Annotated in this window: 20 protein-coding genes; 10 read left to right on the forward strand and 10 right to left on the reverse strand. The window is 70.9% G+C overall.

Going from position 1 to position 18,389, the window contains the following annotated elements; all coding sequences use genetic code 11:
• Positions 1-33 precede the first annotated feature (33 nt).
• Positions 34-804, forward strand: coding sequence for a hypothetical protein (locus NOO62_RS26245; protein ID WP_268773309.1), 771 nt, complete (start codon positions 34-36; stop codon positions 802-804).
• A gap of 111 nt (positions 805-915) precedes the next feature.
• Here NOO62_RS26245 and NOO62_RS26250 read toward each other — a convergent pair whose 3' ends face one another.
• Positions 916-1,428: a hypothetical protein gene (locus NOO62_RS26250; protein WP_268773310.1), complete on the reverse strand. Its 513-nt coding sequence runs from the start codon at positions 1,426-1,428 to the stop codon at positions 916-918.
• 24 nt (positions 1,429-1,452) lie between these two features.
• Entirely contained in the window at positions 1,453-2,589 is a 1,137-nt protein-coding gene (locus NOO62_RS26255) for a magnesium and cobalt transport protein CorA (RefSeq protein ID WP_268773311.1), read from the reverse strand.
• A gap of 502 nt (positions 2,590-3,091) precedes the next feature.
• Between NOO62_RS26255 and NOO62_RS26260 the strand changes: the two genes are divergently transcribed.
• Positions 3,092-3,676, forward strand: a complete 585-nt coding sequence (locus NOO62_RS26260; RefSeq protein WP_268773312.1) for a suppressor of fused domain protein — start codon at positions 3,092-3,094, stop codon at positions 3,674-3,676.
• 58 nt (positions 3,677-3,734) lie between these two features.
• On the opposite strand, the gene NOO62_RS26265 is transcribed toward NOO62_RS26260, so the two are convergent.
• Complete coding sequence (locus tag NOO62_RS26265) at positions 3,735-4,988, reverse strand: MFS transporter (RefSeq protein WP_268773313.1); 1,254 nt, start codon at positions 4,986-4,988, stop codon at positions 3,735-3,737.
• 172 nt (positions 4,989-5,160) lie between these two features.
• On the opposite strand from NOO62_RS26265, the gene NOO62_RS26270 reads away from it, so the two are divergent.
• The 3 genes from NOO62_RS26270 (at position 5,161) to NOO62_RS26280 (ending at position 7,578) form a co-directional block, all read left to right on the forward strand.
• The gene (locus tag NOO62_RS26270; protein WP_268773314.1) at positions 5,161-5,802 is read left to right on the forward strand and encodes a DUF6758 family protein; all 642 of its coding nucleotides are present in this window, start codon (positions 5,161-5,163) and stop codon (positions 5,800-5,802) included.
• 137 nt (positions 5,803-5,939) lie between these two features.
• Positions 5,940-6,815: a PHP domain-containing protein gene (locus NOO62_RS26275; protein ID WP_268773315.1), complete on the forward strand. Its 876-nt coding sequence runs from the start codon at positions 5,940-5,942 to the stop codon at positions 6,813-6,815.
• Positions 6,816-6,972: 157 nt separating this feature from the next.
• Positions 6,973-7,578 carry a MarC family protein gene (locus NOO62_RS26280; RefSeq protein ID WP_268773316.1) on the forward strand — a complete coding sequence of 202 codons (606 nt, stop codon included), beginning with the start codon at positions 6,973-6,975 and terminating at the stop codon, positions 7,576-7,578.
• Between the two features lie 77 nt (positions 7,579-7,655).
• Here NOO62_RS26280 and NOO62_RS26285 read toward each other — a convergent pair whose 3' ends face one another.
• Positions 7,656-7,808, reverse strand: coding sequence for a hypothetical protein (locus NOO62_RS26285; protein WP_165283191.1), 153 nt, complete (start codon positions 7,806-7,808; stop codon positions 7,656-7,658).
• A gap of 182 nt (positions 7,809-7,990) precedes the next feature.
• Between NOO62_RS26285 and NOO62_RS26290 the strand changes: the two genes are divergently transcribed.
• Complete coding sequence (locus NOO62_RS26290) at positions 7,991-8,899, forward strand: NYN domain-containing protein (protein ID WP_268773317.1); 909 nt, start codon at positions 7,991-7,993, stop codon at positions 8,897-8,899.
• A 4-nt stretch (positions 8,900-8,903) separates the two neighbouring features.
• On the opposite strand, the gene NOO62_RS26295 is transcribed toward NOO62_RS26290, so the two are convergent.
• A complete protein-coding gene (locus tag NOO62_RS26295; RefSeq protein WP_268773318.1) occupies positions 8,904-9,827 on the reverse strand; it encodes an alpha/beta fold hydrolase in 924 nt (307 codons plus the stop codon).
• A 130-nt stretch (positions 9,828-9,957) separates the two neighbouring features.
• Positions 9,958-12,513: a DEAD/DEAH box helicase gene (locus NOO62_RS26300; RefSeq protein ID WP_268775784.1), complete on the reverse strand. Its 2,556-nt coding sequence runs from the start codon at positions 12,511-12,513 to the stop codon at positions 9,958-9,960.
• Between the two features lie 454 nt (positions 12,514-12,967).
• Here NOO62_RS26300 and NOO62_RS26305 point away from each other — a divergent pair, with 454 nt between their 5' ends.
• Positions 12,968-13,714: a ferritin-like fold-containing protein gene (locus NOO62_RS26305; protein ID WP_268775785.1), complete on the forward strand. Its 747-nt coding sequence runs from the start codon at positions 12,968-12,970 to the stop codon at positions 13,712-13,714.
• Between the two features lie 32 nt (positions 13,715-13,746).
• Here the strand turns inward: NOO62_RS26305 and NOO62_RS26310 are convergent, their stop codons facing one another.
• From NOO62_RS26310 to NOO62_RS26325, 4 genes are all read right to left on the reverse strand, one after another.
• On the reverse strand, positions 13,747-14,016 hold the full coding sequence (locus tag NOO62_RS26310) for a hypothetical protein (RefSeq protein WP_268773319.1): 270 nt from the start codon (positions 14,014-14,016) through the stop codon (positions 13,747-13,749).
• 174 nt (positions 14,017-14,190) lie between these two features.
• Positions 14,191-14,418 (reverse strand): DUF3107 domain-containing protein, encoded by a 228-nt coding sequence (locus NOO62_RS26315; RefSeq protein WP_055565193.1) that lies wholly within the window; start codon positions 14,416-14,418, stop codon positions 14,191-14,193.
• Between the two features lie 139 nt (positions 14,419-14,557).
• Positions 14,558-15,199, reverse strand: a complete 642-nt coding sequence (locus NOO62_RS26320; RefSeq protein WP_268773320.1) for a TetR/AcrR family transcriptional regulator — start codon at positions 15,197-15,199, stop codon at positions 14,558-14,560.
• Positions 15,200-15,377: 178 nt separating this feature from the next.
• On the reverse strand, positions 15,378-15,596 hold the full coding sequence (locus NOO62_RS26325) for a hypothetical protein (protein WP_268773321.1): 219 nt from the start codon (positions 15,594-15,596) through the stop codon (positions 15,378-15,380).
• Between the two features lie 210 nt (positions 15,597-15,806).
• Here NOO62_RS26325 and NOO62_RS26330 point away from each other — a divergent pair, with 210 nt between their 5' ends.
• The 3 genes from NOO62_RS26330 to NOO62_RS39135 are packed head-to-tail and all read left to right on the forward strand — an operon-like array spanning position 15,807 to position 18,310.
• Entirely contained in the window at positions 15,807-16,808 is a 1,002-nt protein-coding gene (locus NOO62_RS26330) for an alpha/beta fold hydrolase (protein ID WP_268773322.1), read from the forward strand.
• A gap of 8 nt (positions 16,809-16,816) precedes the next feature.
• Positions 16,817-18,172 carry a DUF3152 domain-containing protein gene (locus NOO62_RS26335; RefSeq protein ID WP_268773323.1) on the forward strand — a complete coding sequence of 452 codons (1,356 nt, stop codon included), beginning with the start codon at positions 16,817-16,819 and terminating at the stop codon, positions 18,170-18,172.
• 45 nt (positions 18,173-18,217) lie between these two features.
• Positions 18,218-18,310: an Ms4533A family Cys-rich leader peptide gene (locus tag NOO62_RS39135; protein WP_317850838.1), complete on the forward strand. Its 93-nt coding sequence runs from the start codon at positions 18,218-18,220 to the stop codon at positions 18,308-18,310.
• Positions 18,311-18,389: the final 79 nt, after the last annotated feature.

Raw genomic sequence — 18,389 nt, forward strand, 5'->3', positions numbered from 1 at the left:
TAGAGGTCGTCCGTACGAGAGGCAGCGCCACCTGTGACCGCTCTTCCCCTGGCCAGCCGCGCCCGCAGGGCAGCGTTCGTGAGCGCGATGTGCGCGGGCCTGGTCGCGGCGGCGACGAGTCTGACGGGCTGCAGCAGCGGCGAGGACCCGGACGCGGGCACCAACGGCGTCGGGAAGCTCTCGGCGTCGAAGATCCAGGGCAAGGCGGACAAGGCGGCCGACGCGGCGTCGGCGGTCCGGCTCTCCGGCACGGTGGTCAGCAAGAGCCACTCGTACAGCCTCGACATGCGTCTCAAGGGCGAGGGCGGCACCGGCTCGGTCACCTCCAAGGGGAGGACGTTCCAGCTGCTTCGGATCGGCGAGCAGCTGTACCTGAAGGCCGACACGGAGTTCTGGACGGGCGGCGGCCAGGCCGACGGCAAGTCCGGGAAGGCCGACGCGACGGCCGCGGCCAAGCTGGACGGCAAGTACGTCAAGGTCCCGCAGGGCGACCCCGCCTACCAGCAGCTGAGCGGCTTCACGGACAAGGACAAGCTCCTGAGCGGCATGCTCACGCTGCACGGCAAGCTCACCGTGGGCGACCGCGGCAAGACGGGCGCACTGCGCAGCATCAAGATCACCGGCGACGAGGGCGCGGGCGGCACGCTCTCCGTCTCCCTGGACGGCAAGCCGTACCCGCTGCGCCTGGACCGCGGCGGCGACGCGGGCACCCTGAAGCTCACGGACTGGAACAAGGACTTCCCCTTGGAGGAGCCGGCCAAGGACGAGATGGTCGACTACGGGAAGCAGCTGCCGACGTCTTGAGGGGGCCGGGATCGCGGGCCGGATGAGGCGAGCCCCGCAGGGGCAGCCTCAGGGGCGCGGGGAACTGCGCGACCAGCCACAGCGCACCCGCGGAGCGAAGCAACCCCGCCCTCAACGCCGCTTGCGCTTGAAGAGCAGCCGAGGAAGCCCCCCGGGCAAGGGCTCACGCGTAGCCGCCCCGGTCGGCAGCGGCGCAGCCGCAAGGGACCCCGAGGGCAGCTCCGTCGTCACCTCGCGCGGCGTGAGCCGGAGCACTCGACACTGCTCGGCCCACCGCACGGTGACCCGCTCGGCGTCCGGCGCGTTCAACCGCTTCCCCTTGAGCTCCGCGGCCACCGCCTCCCACTCCTCCGACCCGGGCGCGAGTTCGTGGACCGCCGCCGTCCAGGCGACGACACGCCCGCCCTTGTCCTTGCTGCGCACGGTCACCTCGGCGGTGCCCCCGTCGACGAGCCCGGGCAGCGGCTGCTCGCCGGGCCCGTCGCCGACGAGATGCACGGCACCCTCGTACCAGACATGCCAGAGCGCCCGGGCGGGCGAACCCTCGCCCTGGACCCAGACGAGGCCGGACTTCTTGGTGGCCTCCTCGACGAGGGCACGGTCGAGCAGCGGGTCAGCAGTCATGGACGGCAGCCTACCGAGTGGGGGTCACAGCCAGCCGTTGCGCTTCAGGGTCCGGTGGATCGCGAAGCAGACGCCGCCGATGAGGGCGAGCACCATCGGGTAGCCGTACCGCCAGTGCAGCTCGGGCATGTGCTCGAAGTTCATGCCGTAGACGCCGCAGACGGCCGTCGGGACGGCGATGATCGCCGCCCACGAGGTGATCTTGCGCATGTCCTCGTTCTGCGCGACGGCGGCCTGCGCGAGGTTGGCCTGGAGGATCGAGTTGAGGAGCTCGTCGAAGCCGATGACCTGTTCCTGGACGCGCGTGAGGTGGTCGGCGACGTCACGGAAGTACTTCTGGATGTCGGGGTCGACGAGCCGCATCGGCCGCTCACTGAGCAGCAGCATGGGCCGCAGCAGCGGGGACACGGCCCGCTTGAACTCCAGGACCTCGCGCTTGAGCTGGTAGATCCGCCCGGCGTCGACGCCGCGCGAGGTCCCCTTGCCCTTGCTCGGCGCGGAGAACACCTCGCTCTCCACGTCGTCGATGTCGTCCTGCATGGCGTCGGCGACCGCGATGTACCCGTCGACGACGTGGTCGGCGATGGTGTGCAGGACGGCGGAGGGGCCCTTGCCGAGCAGCTCGGGGTCCTCCTGGAGACGGCGGCGCAGGGCGCGCAGGGAGCCGTGGCCGCCGTGCCGGACGGTGATGAAGAAGTCCCGGCCGGTGAAGCACATCACCTCGCCGGTCTCCACGACCTCGCTGGTGGCGGTGAGTTCGGTGTGCTCCACGTAGTGGATGGTCTTGAAGACGGTGAACAGCGTGTCGTCGTACCGCTCCAGCTTGGGCCGCTGATGGGCGTGGACGGCGTCCTCGACGGCGAGCGGGTGCAGCCCGAACTCGGCTGCGATACCGGCGAATTCGGCCTCGGTCGGCTCGTGCAGGCCGATCCAGGCGAAGCCGCCCCGGCGGCGCACCTCGAGCATCGCCTCGTGCGGGGTGAGGGCGTCGGTGCACTCCAGACGGCGCCCGTCGCGGTAGACGGCGCAGTCGACGACGGCGGACGCGGCGTCACGGGTGGCGTCGTAGGTGTCGTACGACGCGGGGGAGGAAGGGTAGGCGGTGCCGTCCTTGCGCAGCGAGGGGCGGACGGCGGCACGAAGGTCGCGGATCATCGACATGGGCAGGCTCCTTCGAAGGAGGCCGCCGGCGACGGTTGGAACTGCCCGGAATGGGGACGTCCTACGGCGGGGTGTTTGGCACGTCCGCAAAGCGGGAAGCACCGCACCGTCGCGGTGGCAGCTTCGCTACTGACACAGATCAGGAAACTCAGACAGATCAGGTGGGAACGAAGTGCTCTTCCGACGCACACGGCACGAACAGTGCTCGCGGTGCGTGCGTGTGCTCGCGCAGCAGCTACGGGGCTGCGGGAATCACCGGGCGGAAGAGCGGGTGGTACTGCACGGTCGACTTCGGTCCATTGCAGCCCCACCTCCTCCGGCCGGTCCCCCGTAAGGGAAGTCCCATGCGCCCTCTACGCCCGTGGCGCAAAGTCAGTGTCTGTCTGCAGAGCTTGAGAGCGACGCTTCTGAGTGCTGCCCTGAGCCAGCGGCCAACACTATCAGCCGACTGAAGTGTCAAGCCCCCGCTTTGCCCATACCTGACGAGTTCTATGCTCGCGTCATGGCTGATGTTCTTGCGCTGGTCGAGGCCCGTCTCCTCACCGGCCTGGGGGAACCCGACGCGCGTGCCGCGGTGACCTTCCTCGGGACCGACCGCGTCGAAGTGCTGCGGTTCACGGACGGCGACGTGGTGCGCTACGCCACGCTCGGGATGTCGGCCCAGCCGATGGCCGACCCGACCGCCGCGCTGGCCGACCCGGTCAAGGGGCCGCGCGCCGAGCTGGTGCTCTCGGTACGAGGGGGGCTCGCCGACACGGACAAGGTGCTGCGGCCGCTCGCCGTCCTCGCCGCCTCGCCGGTGGTCGAGGGGCTGATCGTGGCGCCCGGCGCATCGCTGGACGTGGGCGAACCGCTGTGGCCGGGCGCCCCGTTCACCTCGGTGCTCGTGGCGGAGTCCGGCGGTCTGGTCGAGGACCTCGCGCTGGACGAGCCCATGGATCCCGTACGGTTCCTGCCGCTGCTCCCCATGACGCCGAACGAGGCGGCATGGAAGCGGGTGCACGGCGCGGCCGCCCTCCAGGAGCGCTGGCTGAACAGCGGAACGGACCTGCGCGATCCACTGCGCAAGTCCGTGTCCCTGGACTGAAATCCGTGTCCCTGGACTGAAGTCCGTGTTTCTGGACTGAAGTCCAGCCGGTCGTAGGTCAGTTGGCGAAGACCGTGACGCTGTCCTCGGTGGCGTGCTTCGGTTCCAGTTCTTCGGCTTCGTGCGTGAGGGCGTTCCTGCGTACCCACACCACGACCGCGCCGAGCACCGCCGTGACGGCCGCGACCACGAACGGGATGTGGATGTTGCTCCACTCCTCGATCTTCGGCGCGAAGAACGGCGCGGCGGCGGCCGCGAACCAGCGGACGAAGTTGTAGCCGGCGCTGGCCACCGGGCGCGGCGCGTCGGAGACCCCGAGGGCGAGCTCCGTGTACACCGTGTTGTTCACGCCGATGAATGCGCCGGACAGGATGGTGCAGACGACAGCGACCGTGTGGTTGCCGTAGCCGAGCACCAGGACGTCGGCGGCGAGCAGCACCAGGGAGCCGCCGAGCACCTTCAGCGAGCCGAACCGCGCCTGCAGCCGCGGCGCCACAAGGACGGAGAACACCGCGAGGAGCACGCCCCAGGCGAAGAACACCGCGCCCGATTTGTACGGGGACATGTTCAGCACGAACGGCGTGAAGGCCAGCACGGTGAAGAACGTGTAGTTGTAGAAGAAGGCGGAGGCGGCCGCGGAGGCGAGCCCGCCGTGGCCGAGCGCCTTGACCGGGTCGAGCAGGGACGTCTTCCTCGCGGGCTTCGGCTGTTCCTTGAGGAACGCGGTGATGCAGAGGAAACCGACCGCCATCAGGGCCGCGGTGCCGAAGAACGGATAGCGCCAGCTGGCGTCGCCGAGCAGGGCGCCGACCAGCGGGCCGCAGGCCATGCCGAGGCCGAGCGCCGACTCGTAGAGCAGGATCGCGGCCGCGCTGCCGCCGGCCGCGGCGCCGACGATGACGGCGAGGGCGGTCGAGACGAAGAGCGCGTTGCCGAGCCCCCAGCCCGCCCGGAAGCCGACGAGCTCGCCGACCGATCCCGACGTGCCGGAGAGGGCCGCGAAGACCACGACGAGTGCGAGGCCGAGCAGCAGGGTCTTCTTGCCGCCGATGCGGCTGGAGACGAAGCCGGTGACCAGCATCGCGACGGCGGTGATCAGGAAGTACGAGGTGAAGAGGAGGGACACCTGGCTCGCGCTCGCGTCCAGGCCCTTGGCGATGGAGGGCAGGATCGGGTCGACGAGTCCGATGCCCATGAACGCCACGACGGACGCGCCGGCCGTCGCCCAGACGGCCTTCGGCTGCCGCAGCAGGCTGCCCGCCCCGGCGTCGAACGGGTCCCCTTCGGCGGGACCCCCTGTGCTGCTGTTCATACAGCCGCTCCTTCGCTGCTTCCGCTGCCTCCACGGAAGTCGTTGACGTATACATATATTAAGTTAGGGAGGCTAAATGATGCAAGTTACATCTAATTTCGCCTGGTGACAGCGCCACCGGACGGGTGATCGTCCTTGACGGGGCGGCAACCGGGGAGGACCGTTGGGCGCTATGAGGGGCGAACCCAGTTGCCCGAAGTGTGGTGGCCGGGTCAGGGCTCCCGGTCTCTTTGCCGACTCCTGGCAGTGCGACGTGCACGGCACGGTGCACCCGCTGCAACCCGTGATCCCGCCCAGCGTCGAGGCCGTCCAGGTCGTGGTGCACCGCACGCAGGTCCCGGTGTGGATGCCGTGGCCGCTGCCGGTCGGCTGGCTCTTCACGGGCGTGGCCTGCGCGGGCGACGACCGGAGCGGTGGCCGTGCGACGGCCGTTGCCTGCTCGGGTCCCGCGCCGCTCGGCGGCGTCGGTGAGCTGGTGCTCGTCGCCGAGGAGCTCGGTGTCGGGCTCGGCGCGCGGTACGCCGGTATCGACGGCCCCGACCCGGGCCCCCACATGAGCGTCGAGAAACCGCCGCAGACCAAGGTGCTCGCCGCCGGACGGCCGACACCGATGTGGCACGTCTCCGGGACACCGGACGACCGCGCCGTCTTCGCGGGGGAGGCGCGCGGCCTGTGGTTGTGGGCCATCGCGTGGCCGGAGCAGTCGGGCCTGCTCATGTACGACGAGCTGGTCCTCACGGATCTGCGGGACGCGGGCGCGGAGGTGGACCTGCTGCCGTGCGGGGCGCTGTCGCCGCGACTGCTCACGCCGTGAGGGGGTGGCGGCTGTTCGAACGGGCGGGGTGAGCGACGCCTCTCCCGGGGCGGCCCGTGCGGCGGCTGATCCCCGTTATCCTTGAGCGTCCTCTCTCATCTTGTCGTCCGCCCCGTCAGAGCCCTGGAGTCAGCGTCGTGCGCATCGATCTGCACACCCACTCCACCGCGTCCGACGGCACGGACACCCCGGCCGAGCTGGTCCGCAACGCCGCGGCCGCGGGTCTCGACGTCGTCGCGCTGACCGACCACGACACCACCCGGGGATACGCCGAGGCGAAGAAGGCCCTGAGCGAGCTGTCGACGGGTCTGACCCTGGTGACCGGCGCCGAACTCTCCTTCAAGCTCAACGGCATGGGCCTGCACATGCTGGCCTACCTCTTCGACCCCGAGGAGCCGGAGCTCGCCCGCGAATGCGAGCTGGTCCGCGACGACCGGGTGCCGCGCGCGAAGGCGATGATCGAGAAGTTGCAGGGCCTCGGCGTACCCGTGACCTGGGAGCAGGTCGCGCGCATCGCGGGCGACGGCTCCGTGGGACGCCCGCACATCGCCGAGGCGCTCGTCGACCTCGGCGTCGTGCCCACCGTCTCCGACGCCTTCACGGCCGAGTGGCTCGCCGACGGCGGCCGCGCGTTCGCCGACAAGCACGAACTCGACCCCTTCGACGCGATCCGCCTGGTCAAGGCGGCCGGCGGCGTCACCGTCCTCGCGCACCCCGGCGCCGTCAAGCGCGGCAAGATCGTGCCGGAGAGCGTGATGGCCGACCTCGCGGCGGCCGGCCTCGACGGCATCGAGGTCGACCACATGGACCACACGCCCGAGACCCGCACCCGGCTCCGTGCCCTCGCGGGCGACCTGGGCCTGCTGGTCACCGGCTCAAGCGACTACCACGGCAGCCGCAAGACCTGCGTACTCGGCGAGTTCACCACGGACCCCGAGATCTACGGCGAGATCACGCGCCGGGCCACGGGCGCGTTCCCGGTGCCCGGAGCCGGCGGACGCCCCGCCGCCTAGCGGCCCGCCTTCCCCACGCGGGATCGCCCTTCTTCACTTCACCGCTCACTTCACCGCACCCCGCCCCACTCCACGGTTCCGGGGCTGCGGCCGCCCGCCCCGCGCTCGGTGCCGCACGCCGCGGCACCTTCGTACGACTCTCTGCAAGGCCATCACTGTGTTCGACGTCGCCGTTTTCGGATCCCTCTTTCTCACGCTTTTCGTGATTATGGACCCCCCTGGAATCACCCCGATCTTCCTCGGGCTCACCGCGGGCCGCCCCGCCAAGGTGCAGCAGCGGATGGCCTTCCAGGCCGTGTGCGTCGCCTTCGGCGTCATCTCGGTCTTCGGCCTCGTGGGCCACCAGATCCTCGACTACCTGCATGTCTCCGTCCCCGCGCTGATGATCGCGGGCGGTCTGCTGCTGCTCCTCATCGCGCTCGACCTGCTCACCGGCAAGACCGACGAGCCGAAGCAGACCAAGGACGTCAACGTCGCGCTGGTCCCGCTCGGCATGCCGTTGCTCGCGGGCCCCGGCGCGATCGTCTCCGTCATCCTGGCCGTCCAGGACGCCGACAGCGTCGGCACGCAGATCTCCGTCTGGGCGGCGATCGTGGCCATGCACGTGGTGCTGTGGCTCGTGATGCGGTACTCGCTGCTGATCATCCGCGTCATCAAGGACGGCGGCGTGGTGCTCGTGACGCGCCTCGCGGGCATGATGCTGTCCGCCATCGCCGTGCAGCAGATCATCAACGGCGTGACGCAGGTGATCAACGGGGCTTGACGCAGGCTCTGAGCGCTCCGGTACATACGAAGGGCCCCCGGTACGGAATCCGTACCGGGGGCCCTTCGACGTCTGCGTTACGAGGCCGTGGTGTCGGCCGGGCGGATGTAGATGCGCTGGCCGATCGCTGCGGCCTGCTGCACGATCCGATTGACGGAGGCGGCGTCCACGACGGTGCTGTCCACGGCCGAGCCGTCGACATCGTCGAGTCGCATGATTTCGAAGCGCATAGGGCTTCTCCCTTCGTCTGGTCATCCTCCTGCAAGGAGAACTGCTGGTGTATCTGATGGTGTCAACGAGTTGCCCCCTGCAAACATTCCCTACGCTAAAGAAATTTTTCGGTAACCTAATTACCTGCGAGTAGCGAGAGCGGTTGTGTTCGCTGCGTGACCGGCGGGAGACTGGGACCGATATGAACGACGCCGACCCCAGTGCAGCCGACATCAGCGCCCAGCTGGAGCGCACCAACGGACTGCTCGAGCGCGTCCTCGCCGAGGTGGCGAGGACGCCCTCCACACACGCGATCTTCGTGGACGCCGGGTACCTGTACGCCGCGGCGGGCCGCCTCGCCACGGGGACCGAGGACCGGCGCGCCTTCGACCTCGACGCGGAGGGCCTCATCGAGGCACTCATCGACAAGGCGCGCACGATCTTCGCGGACAGCCGGCTGCTGCGCGTCTACTGGTACGACGGTGCCAGGCGCCGCATCCACACCACCGAGCAGCAGTCGATCGCCGAGCTCCCCGACGTCAAGGTCAGGCTCGGCAACCTCAACGCCAACAACCAGCAGAAGGGCGTCGACTCCCTGATCCGCAGCGACCTGGAGTCACTCGCCAGGCACCGCGCCATCAGCGACGCGGCGCTCATCGGCGGCGACGAGGACCTCGTCTCGGCCGTCGAGGCGGCACAGGGGTACGGCGCGCGAGTCCACCTGTGGGGCATCGAGGCCCCCGACGGACGCAACCAGGCGGAGGCGCTGCTCTGGGAGGTCGACAGCCAGCGCACGTTCGACCTGGACTTCTTCAAGCCGTACGTGGCGCGGCGCACCCTCGCGACGTACGAGACGGCCACGGCCGCGCACCGCCCCTCCCGCGACGACGTCCGCTTCGTCGGCGCGCAGATCGCCGCGAAGTGGCTCGGGGCGCGGGGCCGCGAGGCTCTGGTGGGCCTGCTGCCCGGGCACCCTTACCTGCCCGGCTCCGTGGACCAGGACCTGCTGGTCGAGGCGGAGCGGCTGCTCCAGTACTCGCTGCGCGGGCAGTCCGATCTGCGGAGGGCGCTGCGGGACGGGTTCTGGGAGCACTTGCAGGCGCAGTACTGAGCCCTTACGCCGTCGGGCGCCAGAAGCCGATCAGTGCCGCGGCCGTCTCCGCGGGGCGGTCGGTGTTGGGGGAGTGCTCGGCGCCGTGGATCACCGTGCGGTGGGCGTCCAGACGGCGGGCCATGTCGTCCAGGAGCGGCACGGGCCACGTGTCGTCGCGCTCGCCCGAGATCACGTGCTTGGGCAGCGGCAGCGCGGCGAGCTCGGCCACGCGGTCCGGTTCCGTGGAGAGCTGCCTGCCGGTGGCGATGAGCTGGGCCGGACTGTGCAGCAGCCAACGGGCACGCAACGCCTCGCTGCCGTCCGCGTCCCCCTCGACGTCCGCGCCCGTCTCCGCCTCCTGCGGGGGCGGCGGCTCCATGGCCCGCATCGCCTGCCACACCTCGGCCATGGACAGCGTCGCGAGGGCGTCCGCCAGCATCCTGGCACGGGTCTGCTGGACGGGGACGATCGCGGCGGGGCCCGACGACATCAGGGTGAGGCTGGCGAAGGGGCCGGGGTCGAGCAGGACGGCGGCGCGGGCGATCTGGCCGCCCAGGGAGTGGCCGAGGAGGTGGAGGGGGGCGGGCGCGTTCTTACCCGTGGCGGGGGAGTTCCCACCCGTGTTCTCGGACAGGGCGGCGGCCTGTGCCAGTACGTCGCGGGCCAGCTCCTCCTGGGCGTACGCCGACACGTCGTCCGGGCCGGGCGTCTCGTACTGTCCGCGCCCGTCCACGGTCACCGCGCGGTAGCCGGCGGCGGCGAGCGGCTCCAGGAGGGCGATGAAGTCCTCCTTGCTGCCGGTGAATCCGGGGAGGAGAAGTACGGTCCCCCGTCGCAGGACACCTGCCGCCGGAACGGCGTCGAGAACGGCGAAGTCACCCCGCGTGGTGCGGAGGGTCCGCGCACTCGCGCAGGGGGGCGGGACGAAGGTCGGCGGCCTGCTCATGGCCCGAGGCTAACGGGTGCCGTACACACGTGTGTTCCGGGTGCACGACGCGAGAAGGCCCGCCCCGGGTGGGGGCGGGCCTTCTGCGGGGCGGGTGGCCGGTGCAGGACCGGCCGGTGGGGACCGGAGGTCAGCCCTCCGGCGTCTCCACGGCTTCCGCCTTCTTGCGCGTGCGACGACGCGGCGCCGGGGTGGTCGCCTCGGCCTCGGCCGTCTCCGCCGGGGCGGCGGCGGCCTTACGCGTACGACGGCGGGGTTTGGGCTCCTCCGTCGCCTGAGCCGGGATCCCGGCCTCGGGGGCGGCTGCCTCCGTGGCTTCGGGGGCCTTGGCCGTGGTCTTGCGGGTCCGGCGCTTGGGCTTTTCGGCCTCGGCGGGGGCTTCCGGGGCGGTTGCCTCGACAGCCTTGTCCGCAGCCTTACGGGTCCGGCGCTTCGGCTTTTCCTCGACCGGGGTCTCGGTGGCGGGTGCCTCCGTGGCCTCGGGTGCCTTGTCCGCGGTCTTGCGGGTCCGGCGCTTCGGCTTTTCCTCGACCGGGGTCTCGGTGGCGGGTGCCTCCGTGGCCTCGGGTGCCTTGTCCGCGGCCTTGCGGGTGCGCCGCTTCGGCTTGTCCTCGGCCGCGGCTTCCGTGGTGGCCTCGGGGGCGGTTGCCTCGACGGCCTTGTCCGCAGCCTTACGGGTGCGGCGCTTCGGCTTTTCCTCAGCGGGGGCTTCCGCGACGGCGGCCTCGGGTGCCTTGTCCGCGGTCTTGCGGGTGCGGCGCTTCGGCTTGTCCTCGGCCGCGGCTTCCGTGGTGGCCTCGGGGGCGGTTGCCTCGACGGCCTTCTCCGCGGTCTTGCGGGTCCGGCGCTTCGGCTTGTCCTCGGCCGGGGTCTCGGTGGCGGGTGCCTCAGTGGCCTCGGGTGCCTTGTCCGCGGTCTTGCGGGTGCGGCGCTTCGGCTTCTCGGCGGCCGGAGCCTCCGTGGCGGCCTCGGCGGCGGGTGCCTCGGCAGCCGCCTCGGCGGGCTTCTCCGCGGCCTTGCGGGTACGGCGGCGCGGCTTCGTGGCCGGAGCCTCCGCCTCGACGGCGGGGGCGGCGACGACCTCGGCGGCCGACGCGGGTGCCTCCGTCTCGATGACGGTCGCGGTCGCGGTCCCGGCCGAGGCCAGAGCCGCCTCCGACGCCCCACCGGAACGCGTGCGCCGACGGCGACGCGGCGTACGCGGCTCGGACGCCTCGGCCACCGGTGCGCTCACCTCGGCGACCGGAGCGCTCGCCTCGGTCGTCGCGGCGGTCGGAGCCGACGCGGTGGCCTCCAGCGGGGTGCCGCCACGGGTACGGCGACGACGACGCGGCGTGCGCGCGGGGCGCTCGCCCTCGGCGGCCGCCGGGCCCGAACGGTCCCGGTCCCTGTCCCGGTCGCGATCCCTGTCCCGGTCGCGGCCGCGGTCCCGACCGCGGTCACGGTCGCGGTCCTGCGTACGACCACCGGAGCGGCCGCCGCGGCCGCGCCCACCGGTCTCGCCGAGGTCCTCGACCTCCTCCGCGCCCAGGCCCGCACGGGTCCGCTCGGCGCGGGGCAGGACACCCTTGGTGCCCGCCGGGATGTCCAGGTCCTCGTAGAGGTGCGGGGAGCTGGAGTACGTCTCGACCGGGTCGTTGAACCCGAGGTCGAGCGCCTTGTTGATCAGCTGCCAGCGCGGGATGTCGTCCCAGTCGACCAGCGTGATCGCGATGCCCTTGGCGCCCGCGCGGCCTGTACGGCCGATGCGGTGCAGGTACGTCTTCTCGTCCTCGGGGGACTGGTAGTTGATGACGTGCGTGACTCCACCGACGTCGATGCCGCGCGCGGCGACGTCCGTGCAGACGAGCACGTCCACCTTGCCGTTGCGGAACGCGCGCAGGGCCTGCTCGCGCGCGCCCTGCCCGAGGTCGCCGTGCACGGCGCCCGAGGCGAAACCGCGGCGCTCCAGCTGCTCGGCGATGTCGGCGGCGGTCCGCTTCGTACGGCAGAAGATCATCGCGAGTCCGCGGCCGTCGGCCTGGAGGATGCGCGAGACCATCTCGGGCTTGTCCATGTTGTGCGCGCGGTACACGTGCTGCTTCGTGTTCGCGACGGTCTGGCCCTCGTCGTCCGGCGCGGTGGCGCGGATGTGCGTGGGCTGCGACATGTACCGACGGGCGAGGCCGATGACGGCGCCCGGCATGGTCGCCGAGAACAGCATCGTCTGACGCTTCGCGGGCAGCATGTTGATGATCTTCTCGACGTCGGGCAGGAAGCCCAGGTCGAGCATCTCGTCGGCCTCGTCGAGGACCAGGCACTTGACGTGCTTGAGGTCGACCTTGCGCTGGCCGGCGAGGTCGAGCAGACGGCCCGGGGTGCCGACGATCACGTCGACGCCCTTCTTGAGGGCCTCGACCTGCGGTTCGTAGGCCCGGCCGCCGTATATGGCGAGGACGCGGACATTACGCGCCTTGCCTGCGGTCAGGAGGTCGTTCGTCACCTGCTGGCACAGCTCGCGCGTGGGAACCACCACGAGGGCCTGCGGGGCCTCGGTCAGCTGCTCGGGCTTGGCGCGACCGGCCTCGACGTCGGCGGGGACGGTCACGCGCTCCAGGATCGGGAGGCCGAAGCCGAGCGTCTTGCCGGTGCCGGTCTTGGCCTGGCCGATGACGTCCGTGCCCGAGAGGGCGACAGGGAGCGTCAGCTCCTGGATGGGAAAGGGATTGATGATGCCGACGGCTTCAAGGGCCTCGGCCGTCTCGGGAAGAATCCCGAGCTCTCGGAAAGTCGTAGTCAGGGCTATGCCTCTTCTGTGAGACGCGGCGTGAGGCGAACGCTGGGGGTCGTGACCGTGCCACTACCGCCGGCCGCTTGGGGGGCGGGCCGGGGGCGCGGGACCACTGCCGGCGCTCGAGCGCTCTTACCGCTGAGGTTCCCTCCTCGTGCCGCACGCACCTGTGCGTACCGCCCGGAGGGCTGTCGGGTCGGAGCCGATCGGGCCACCGACCGGGCATCCTCATTCGTACGGCCCGTCGAATATTCGGCAGGCGCATTACCACTGTACCGCGTAATCTCGCATGTGTGTCCGGCGAATTCGTCACATGGTCGTGGTCACAGTCACTGACCAGGGCCTTACGCCGTCCGGCAAGCGGGCTATTGTGCGCTTCATGGAGACCCCCGACACCCCTGCCGAATCCGCCCCCGAGCTCACCGGAATCGCCGCCCAGGACTGGGCGAAAGCCGCTACCGAGCCGCAGTACCGCGCCGCTGTCGTGGACCTCCTCGGCGCGCTCGCCTACGGGGAGCTCGCCGCGTTCGAGCGGCTCGCGGAGGACGCGAAGCTCGCGCCGACGCTCGGCGACAAGGCGGAGCTGGCGAAGATGGCGTCGGCCGAGTTTCACCACTTCGAGCAGCTCAGGAACCGGCTCTCGGCGATCGGCGTGGAGCCGACGGACGCGATGGAGCCGTTCGTCGCCGCGCTCGACGGCTTCCACCGGCAGACCGCGCCGTCCGACTGGCTCGAGGGCCTCGTCAAGGCGTACGTCGGCGACTCGATCGCCAGTGACTTCTACCGCGAGGTCGCGGCGCGCCTCGACGGCGACACGCGTGCGCTGGTGCTCGGTGTCCTCGACGACACGGGGCACGCGAGTTTCGCCGTGGAGAAGGTGCGCGCCGCGATCGAGGCGGACCCTCGGGTCGGCGGACGGCTCGCGCTGTGGGCGCGGCGGCTGATGGGCGAGGCGCTGTCGCAGTCCCAGCGAGTGGTGGCCGACCGGGACGCGCTGTCGACCATGCTAGTCGGGGGCGTAGCCGACGGGTTCGACCTCGCTGAGGTCGGGCGGATGTTCTCCCGGATCACCGAGGCCCACACCAAGCGGATGGCGGCGCTGGGCCTCGCGGCCTAGCTGAGCGGGCGGGGGCGGCGCGCCCCCGCCCGCTACGCCGTCGCCGAGCGGCGGAGTCTTGTGCGGGTGGGGCGGAGGAGGAGGGACAGCAGCGCTGCCGAGACCGCTGCCGCTCCTACGAGGGTTGCGGTGGCGTGGTCGGGGCCGAGCGTCATGTGGGTGATGAAGGCGCCGATGAGTGCGCCTGCGGGGCCCGTCGACAGGACCAGAGCGCGCGCGGGCAGCCGGTGCCCGAAGCGGTGCGCGGCGGCCCAGGCCAGGGCCAGGCCGAGCAGTGTGGAGCCGAGTGCTTCCAGAATCACGGTGTGTGCCCTCCCTTGCGGCCGGTGCAAATCGGTCGTAGCCGGTCTACCCCCGGCGGCCGGAATGCAACCCTCCAAGATCGGTTGACATCGGCGTGCCCTCGTACAACACACAGGAACGGCCCGGTGGTTGAGAACCACCGGGCCGTTCCGACAAGATCCACCAAGAGCGTCCTACAGGGCGCTGAAGCCCACCTTGCGCGCGGTGGGCTCGCCGAGCTCCACGTACGCGAGGCGGTCGGCCGGAACCAGGACCTTGCGGCCGTGGTCGTCCACGAGGCTCAGCAGCGGCGACTTGCCGGTCAGCGCCTCGGACACCGCGTGCTCGACTTCCTCGGCGCTCTGGCCGCTCTCCAGCACGATCTCGCGGGGCGCGTACTGCACGCCGATCTTGACCTCCACGGCTTTGTCCCTCCGACGGTCAGTCTGTGCGCGGCCGTCCGCGCCGTACCCAGCACACATTAGCCCGGTGCGGGGACGGGGACGGCCGCGGCCGTGCACGCCGGTAGCGAACACGGGACGGGAACAAATCGGCGAGGGGTCAGTGTCCCTCGGCGCCGTGCAGCGGGAAGCCCGCGATGCCGCGCCAGGCGAGGGACGTGATCAGCTGGACCGCCTTCTCGCGGGGGACCGTGCTGGAGCTGGCCAGCCAGTACCGGGCGACGACCTGCGAGTATCCGCCGAGTCCGACGGCGAGGAGCATCGCCTCGTCGCGCGGCAGACCGGTGTCCTCGGCGATGACCTCACAGATCGCCTCGGCGCACTGCAGGGTGACGCGGTCCACGCGCTCCCGCACGGCCGCCTCGTTGGTCAGGTCCGACTCGAAGACCAGGCGGAACGCGCCGCCCTCGTCCTCCACGTACGCGAAGTAGGCGTCCATCGTCGCGGCGACGCGCAGCTTGTTGTCCGTGGTGGACGCCAGCGCCGTGCGCACCGATTGCAGCAGCGACTCGCAGTGCTGGTCGAGCAGGGCGAGGTACAGGTCGAGCTTGCCCGGGAAGTGCTGGTAGAGCACGGGCTTGCTGACGCCGGCGCGCTCGGCGATGTCGTCCATCGCCGCCGCGTGGTACCCCTGCGCGACGAAAACTTCCTGGGCAGCCCCGAGGAGCTGGTTGCGTCGGGCACGGCGCGGCAGGCGTGTGCCCCGCGGGCGTGCCGCCTCTGTCTGCTCGATGGCTGTCACGCCGCCTCCCAAATCGTCCGATGTGCGGTGAGCGCCGCGCCGCCATCGTACTTTTCGGTAACAGCGATGTGCGCGGTACGAGCGCAGAATTTCATGGACCGGACCATCGTTGAAGGCCCGCCCAACAGTGCGTAGCAGGGCAAATGCGGGCAGGTCTCAACGAGGGCCCCGCCGGGTCTCAGCGGTAGTCGTCCTCGTCGAGGTCGACGACACGGGCCTGTTCCGCCAGATCGGCCTCGTTCGCGGCGGCCGGGTCGGCGTCCTGGAGGGAGTCGTCCCGGCTCGGCGTGAGATCCGTGTGCTGTTCCGCCGTGTCCGCCTCCGGGGCCTCGACATCGGCCTCGGCCGCGGTGCTCTCGGTCTCGAAGGTGTCGGGATCGGTCGGGTCGACACTCATGTGTGGCTCGCTTCCCTCGCGGTACTCGGTGGTCTGCAGATGCGAGTGCCCCGTATCCCCTCAATTCATCGCTCTTCGTGACTATCTACGCAAGTCTTCACAAACTGATTCGAGCGTAGAAGAGACACGCATGGGGCGCTACGCGATCCATGCACAATCTGTGACAGCGAACACGTGAACTACCGCGTGATCGTCTCGTAACATTGCCGCATGTCTTCGACCGAGCTGCCCGGCCTGCTGGCCTCCACCGTCGCTCCCAAGCCGGGTGTCGTGGCGGTCGCGGACGGCGAGCGGCTCGACTCCGTGGCCCTGCCAGGACTGTCGCTGACCGTGCGGTCACGGCCCTCGACCGGCCCCGGACTGCCGCCCGCGCTCTTCGTGCACGGGCTAGGCGGCTCCTCCCAGAACTGGTCGGCCCTGATGCCGCGCCTTGCGGACGTCGTCGACTGCGAGGCGCTCGACCTGCCGGGGTTCGGGGACTCCCCGCCACCGGACGACGGGGACTACTCCGTCACGGGGCACGCCCGCGCCGTCATCCGCTATCTCGACGCGACCGGTCGCGGTCCCGTCCATCTCTTCGGGAACTCGCTGGGCGGCGCCATCACGACGCGCGTCGCCGCGGTCCGTCCCGACCTGGTCCGGACGCTCACCCTGGTCTCGCCCGCCCTGCCCGAGCTGCGCGTGCAGCGCACGGCGGTGCCGACCGGGCTCCTCGCGGTGCCGGGCGTCGCCGCCCTCTTCACGCGGCTCACCAGGGAGTGGACGGCCGAGCAGCGGGTGCGCGGCGTCATGGGGCTCTGTTACGGCGACCCGGGCAAAGTGACGCCGGAGGGATTCTCCGCGGCGGTCCACGAGATGGAGCGCAGGCTCCAGCTCCCCTACTTTTGGGACGCGATGGCCCGCACGGCGCGCGGCATCGTCAACGCGTACACGCTGGGCGGCCAGCACGGACTGTGGCGGCAGGCCGAGCGGGTGCTCGCGCCGACCCTGCTCGTCTACGGCGGCCGCGACCTGCTCGTCTCCTTCCGCATGGCGCGCAGGGCGGCCGCCGCGTTCCGCGACTCGCGGCTGCTCACGCTGCCCGACGCGGGACACGTCGCGATGATGGAGTACCCCGAGACCGTGGCCACCGGCTTCCGTGAACTGCTCGTCGAAACGGGCGAGTTGACCGCCGTGGGCCAGGGTGGCGCGCGCGTGGGTTCGGGGAGCTGAGGCGGCGCGTGGGACGTCACAGCCGCCGGGCTCCGGCAGACACGACGGACAACACCAGCACCTCGGGCACACCGCTGTCGCAGCGCGTGGGCCCGCAGCCGGGACCCGGCCCGGGACGGCGCAGGCGGGGGCGCGCGGCGGACGGCACGCCGGAGGACGGCACCCCCGCACACGGAACCCCCGCCCACGGAACCCCCGCACACGGTGTCCCGCACGTCCGCGGCGGGCATCCCGAGCAGCGGGAGCCCGGCGGCGCGTGGGGCGACTCGACGGACGCCGGTACGGACACCGGTACGGACGCCGGTACGGGCCCCGGTCCCCGCGTCGTGACCGGCCCCGGCGCAGTCCCCGGCCCCCGCCAGGATTACGTCGCCGCCTTCCCCGAACGCCAGGGTCGGCGTCCGGACGCGCGAACACCGGCCCCTCGGGACCCCTACGCCTCCGTCACCCGATGGGAAACGGAGGCCGACGGAGGCGGTGACGGCAACGGAGACGGTGACCTCGCGGACGGCGAGGACGGCGGCGGCAGGAAACGCGGCCGCAGCCGCGCCCTGTCCGGCGTCGTGGCCGCTGCCGTGACCACCGTCATCGCCGTGGTCGTCGCGGGCCAGCTGGCCGGCGGGGCCGAGGACTCGGACCCGAAGACCCGCGCCGCCCCGGGCGGCGCGCGCGACACCGAGGACCCCGCCTCCCGCAGCGACCGCCGCCCCACCCCCGCCGAGGTGCGGAAGGAGGCCCCGGCGACGTACGACGACAAGATGAAGGAGACGTACCCGCTGGACGCGAAGCTCAAGGCGTCCGGTGACTTCGCCGCGATGGCAGGCTTCGACAAGGCCCCCGGCAAGGGGCAGAAGTTCCGCTACCGCGTCGACGTGGAGAAGGGCCTCGGTCTGGACGGGAAACTCTTCGCGCAGGCCGTACAGAAAACCCTGAACGACGACCGCAGTTGGGCCCACGCGGGTGCCCGCACCTTCGAGCGCATTTCGTCGGGCAGGCCCGACTTCGTCATTACGCTCGCGAGCCCGGGAACGACCGGCGTCTGGTGCGCGAAATCCGGCCTCGACACGACCCAGGACAACGTGTCCTGCGATTCCGCGGCGACGGACCGCGTGATGATCAACGCCTATCGGTGGGCACAGGGCGCGCCCACCTACGGCGACGAGGTCAAGAAGAAGTTCGGCAACGCCATCCATCCGTACCGGCAGATGCTGATCAACCACGAGGTCGGTCACCGGCTCGGCTTCAATCACACGGACTGCTCGAAGAGCGGGGACCTCGCGCCCGTCATGCAGCAGCAGACGAAGTTCCTCGAGCACGACGGAATCAAGTGCAAGGCCAACCCCTGGGCTTTCCCGAAGAGTTGAGCAGCCGCTTTGACTTCTGTCGGAAGTTCGTTCATATTTCTCCACATGTCGAATCGTCACGCCCCTTCGAGCGCCGCCATTGAGCTGGCACTCCTCGGCGTGACCGCGCTCTGCGTGGCCGACATCCACTGTTGCTGACGCCCGCCCCGGCGAGTGCGTCGCTTTTCTCCGGCTCCTGGCATTTCCGCGCCCGTGTGCCGATTTCTCCCGCGCCTTT

This window comes from Streptomyces sp. Je 1-369 (genome assembly GCF_026810505.1).
Lineage (GTDB): Bacteria > Actinomycetota > Actinomycetes > Streptomycetales > Streptomycetaceae > Streptomyces.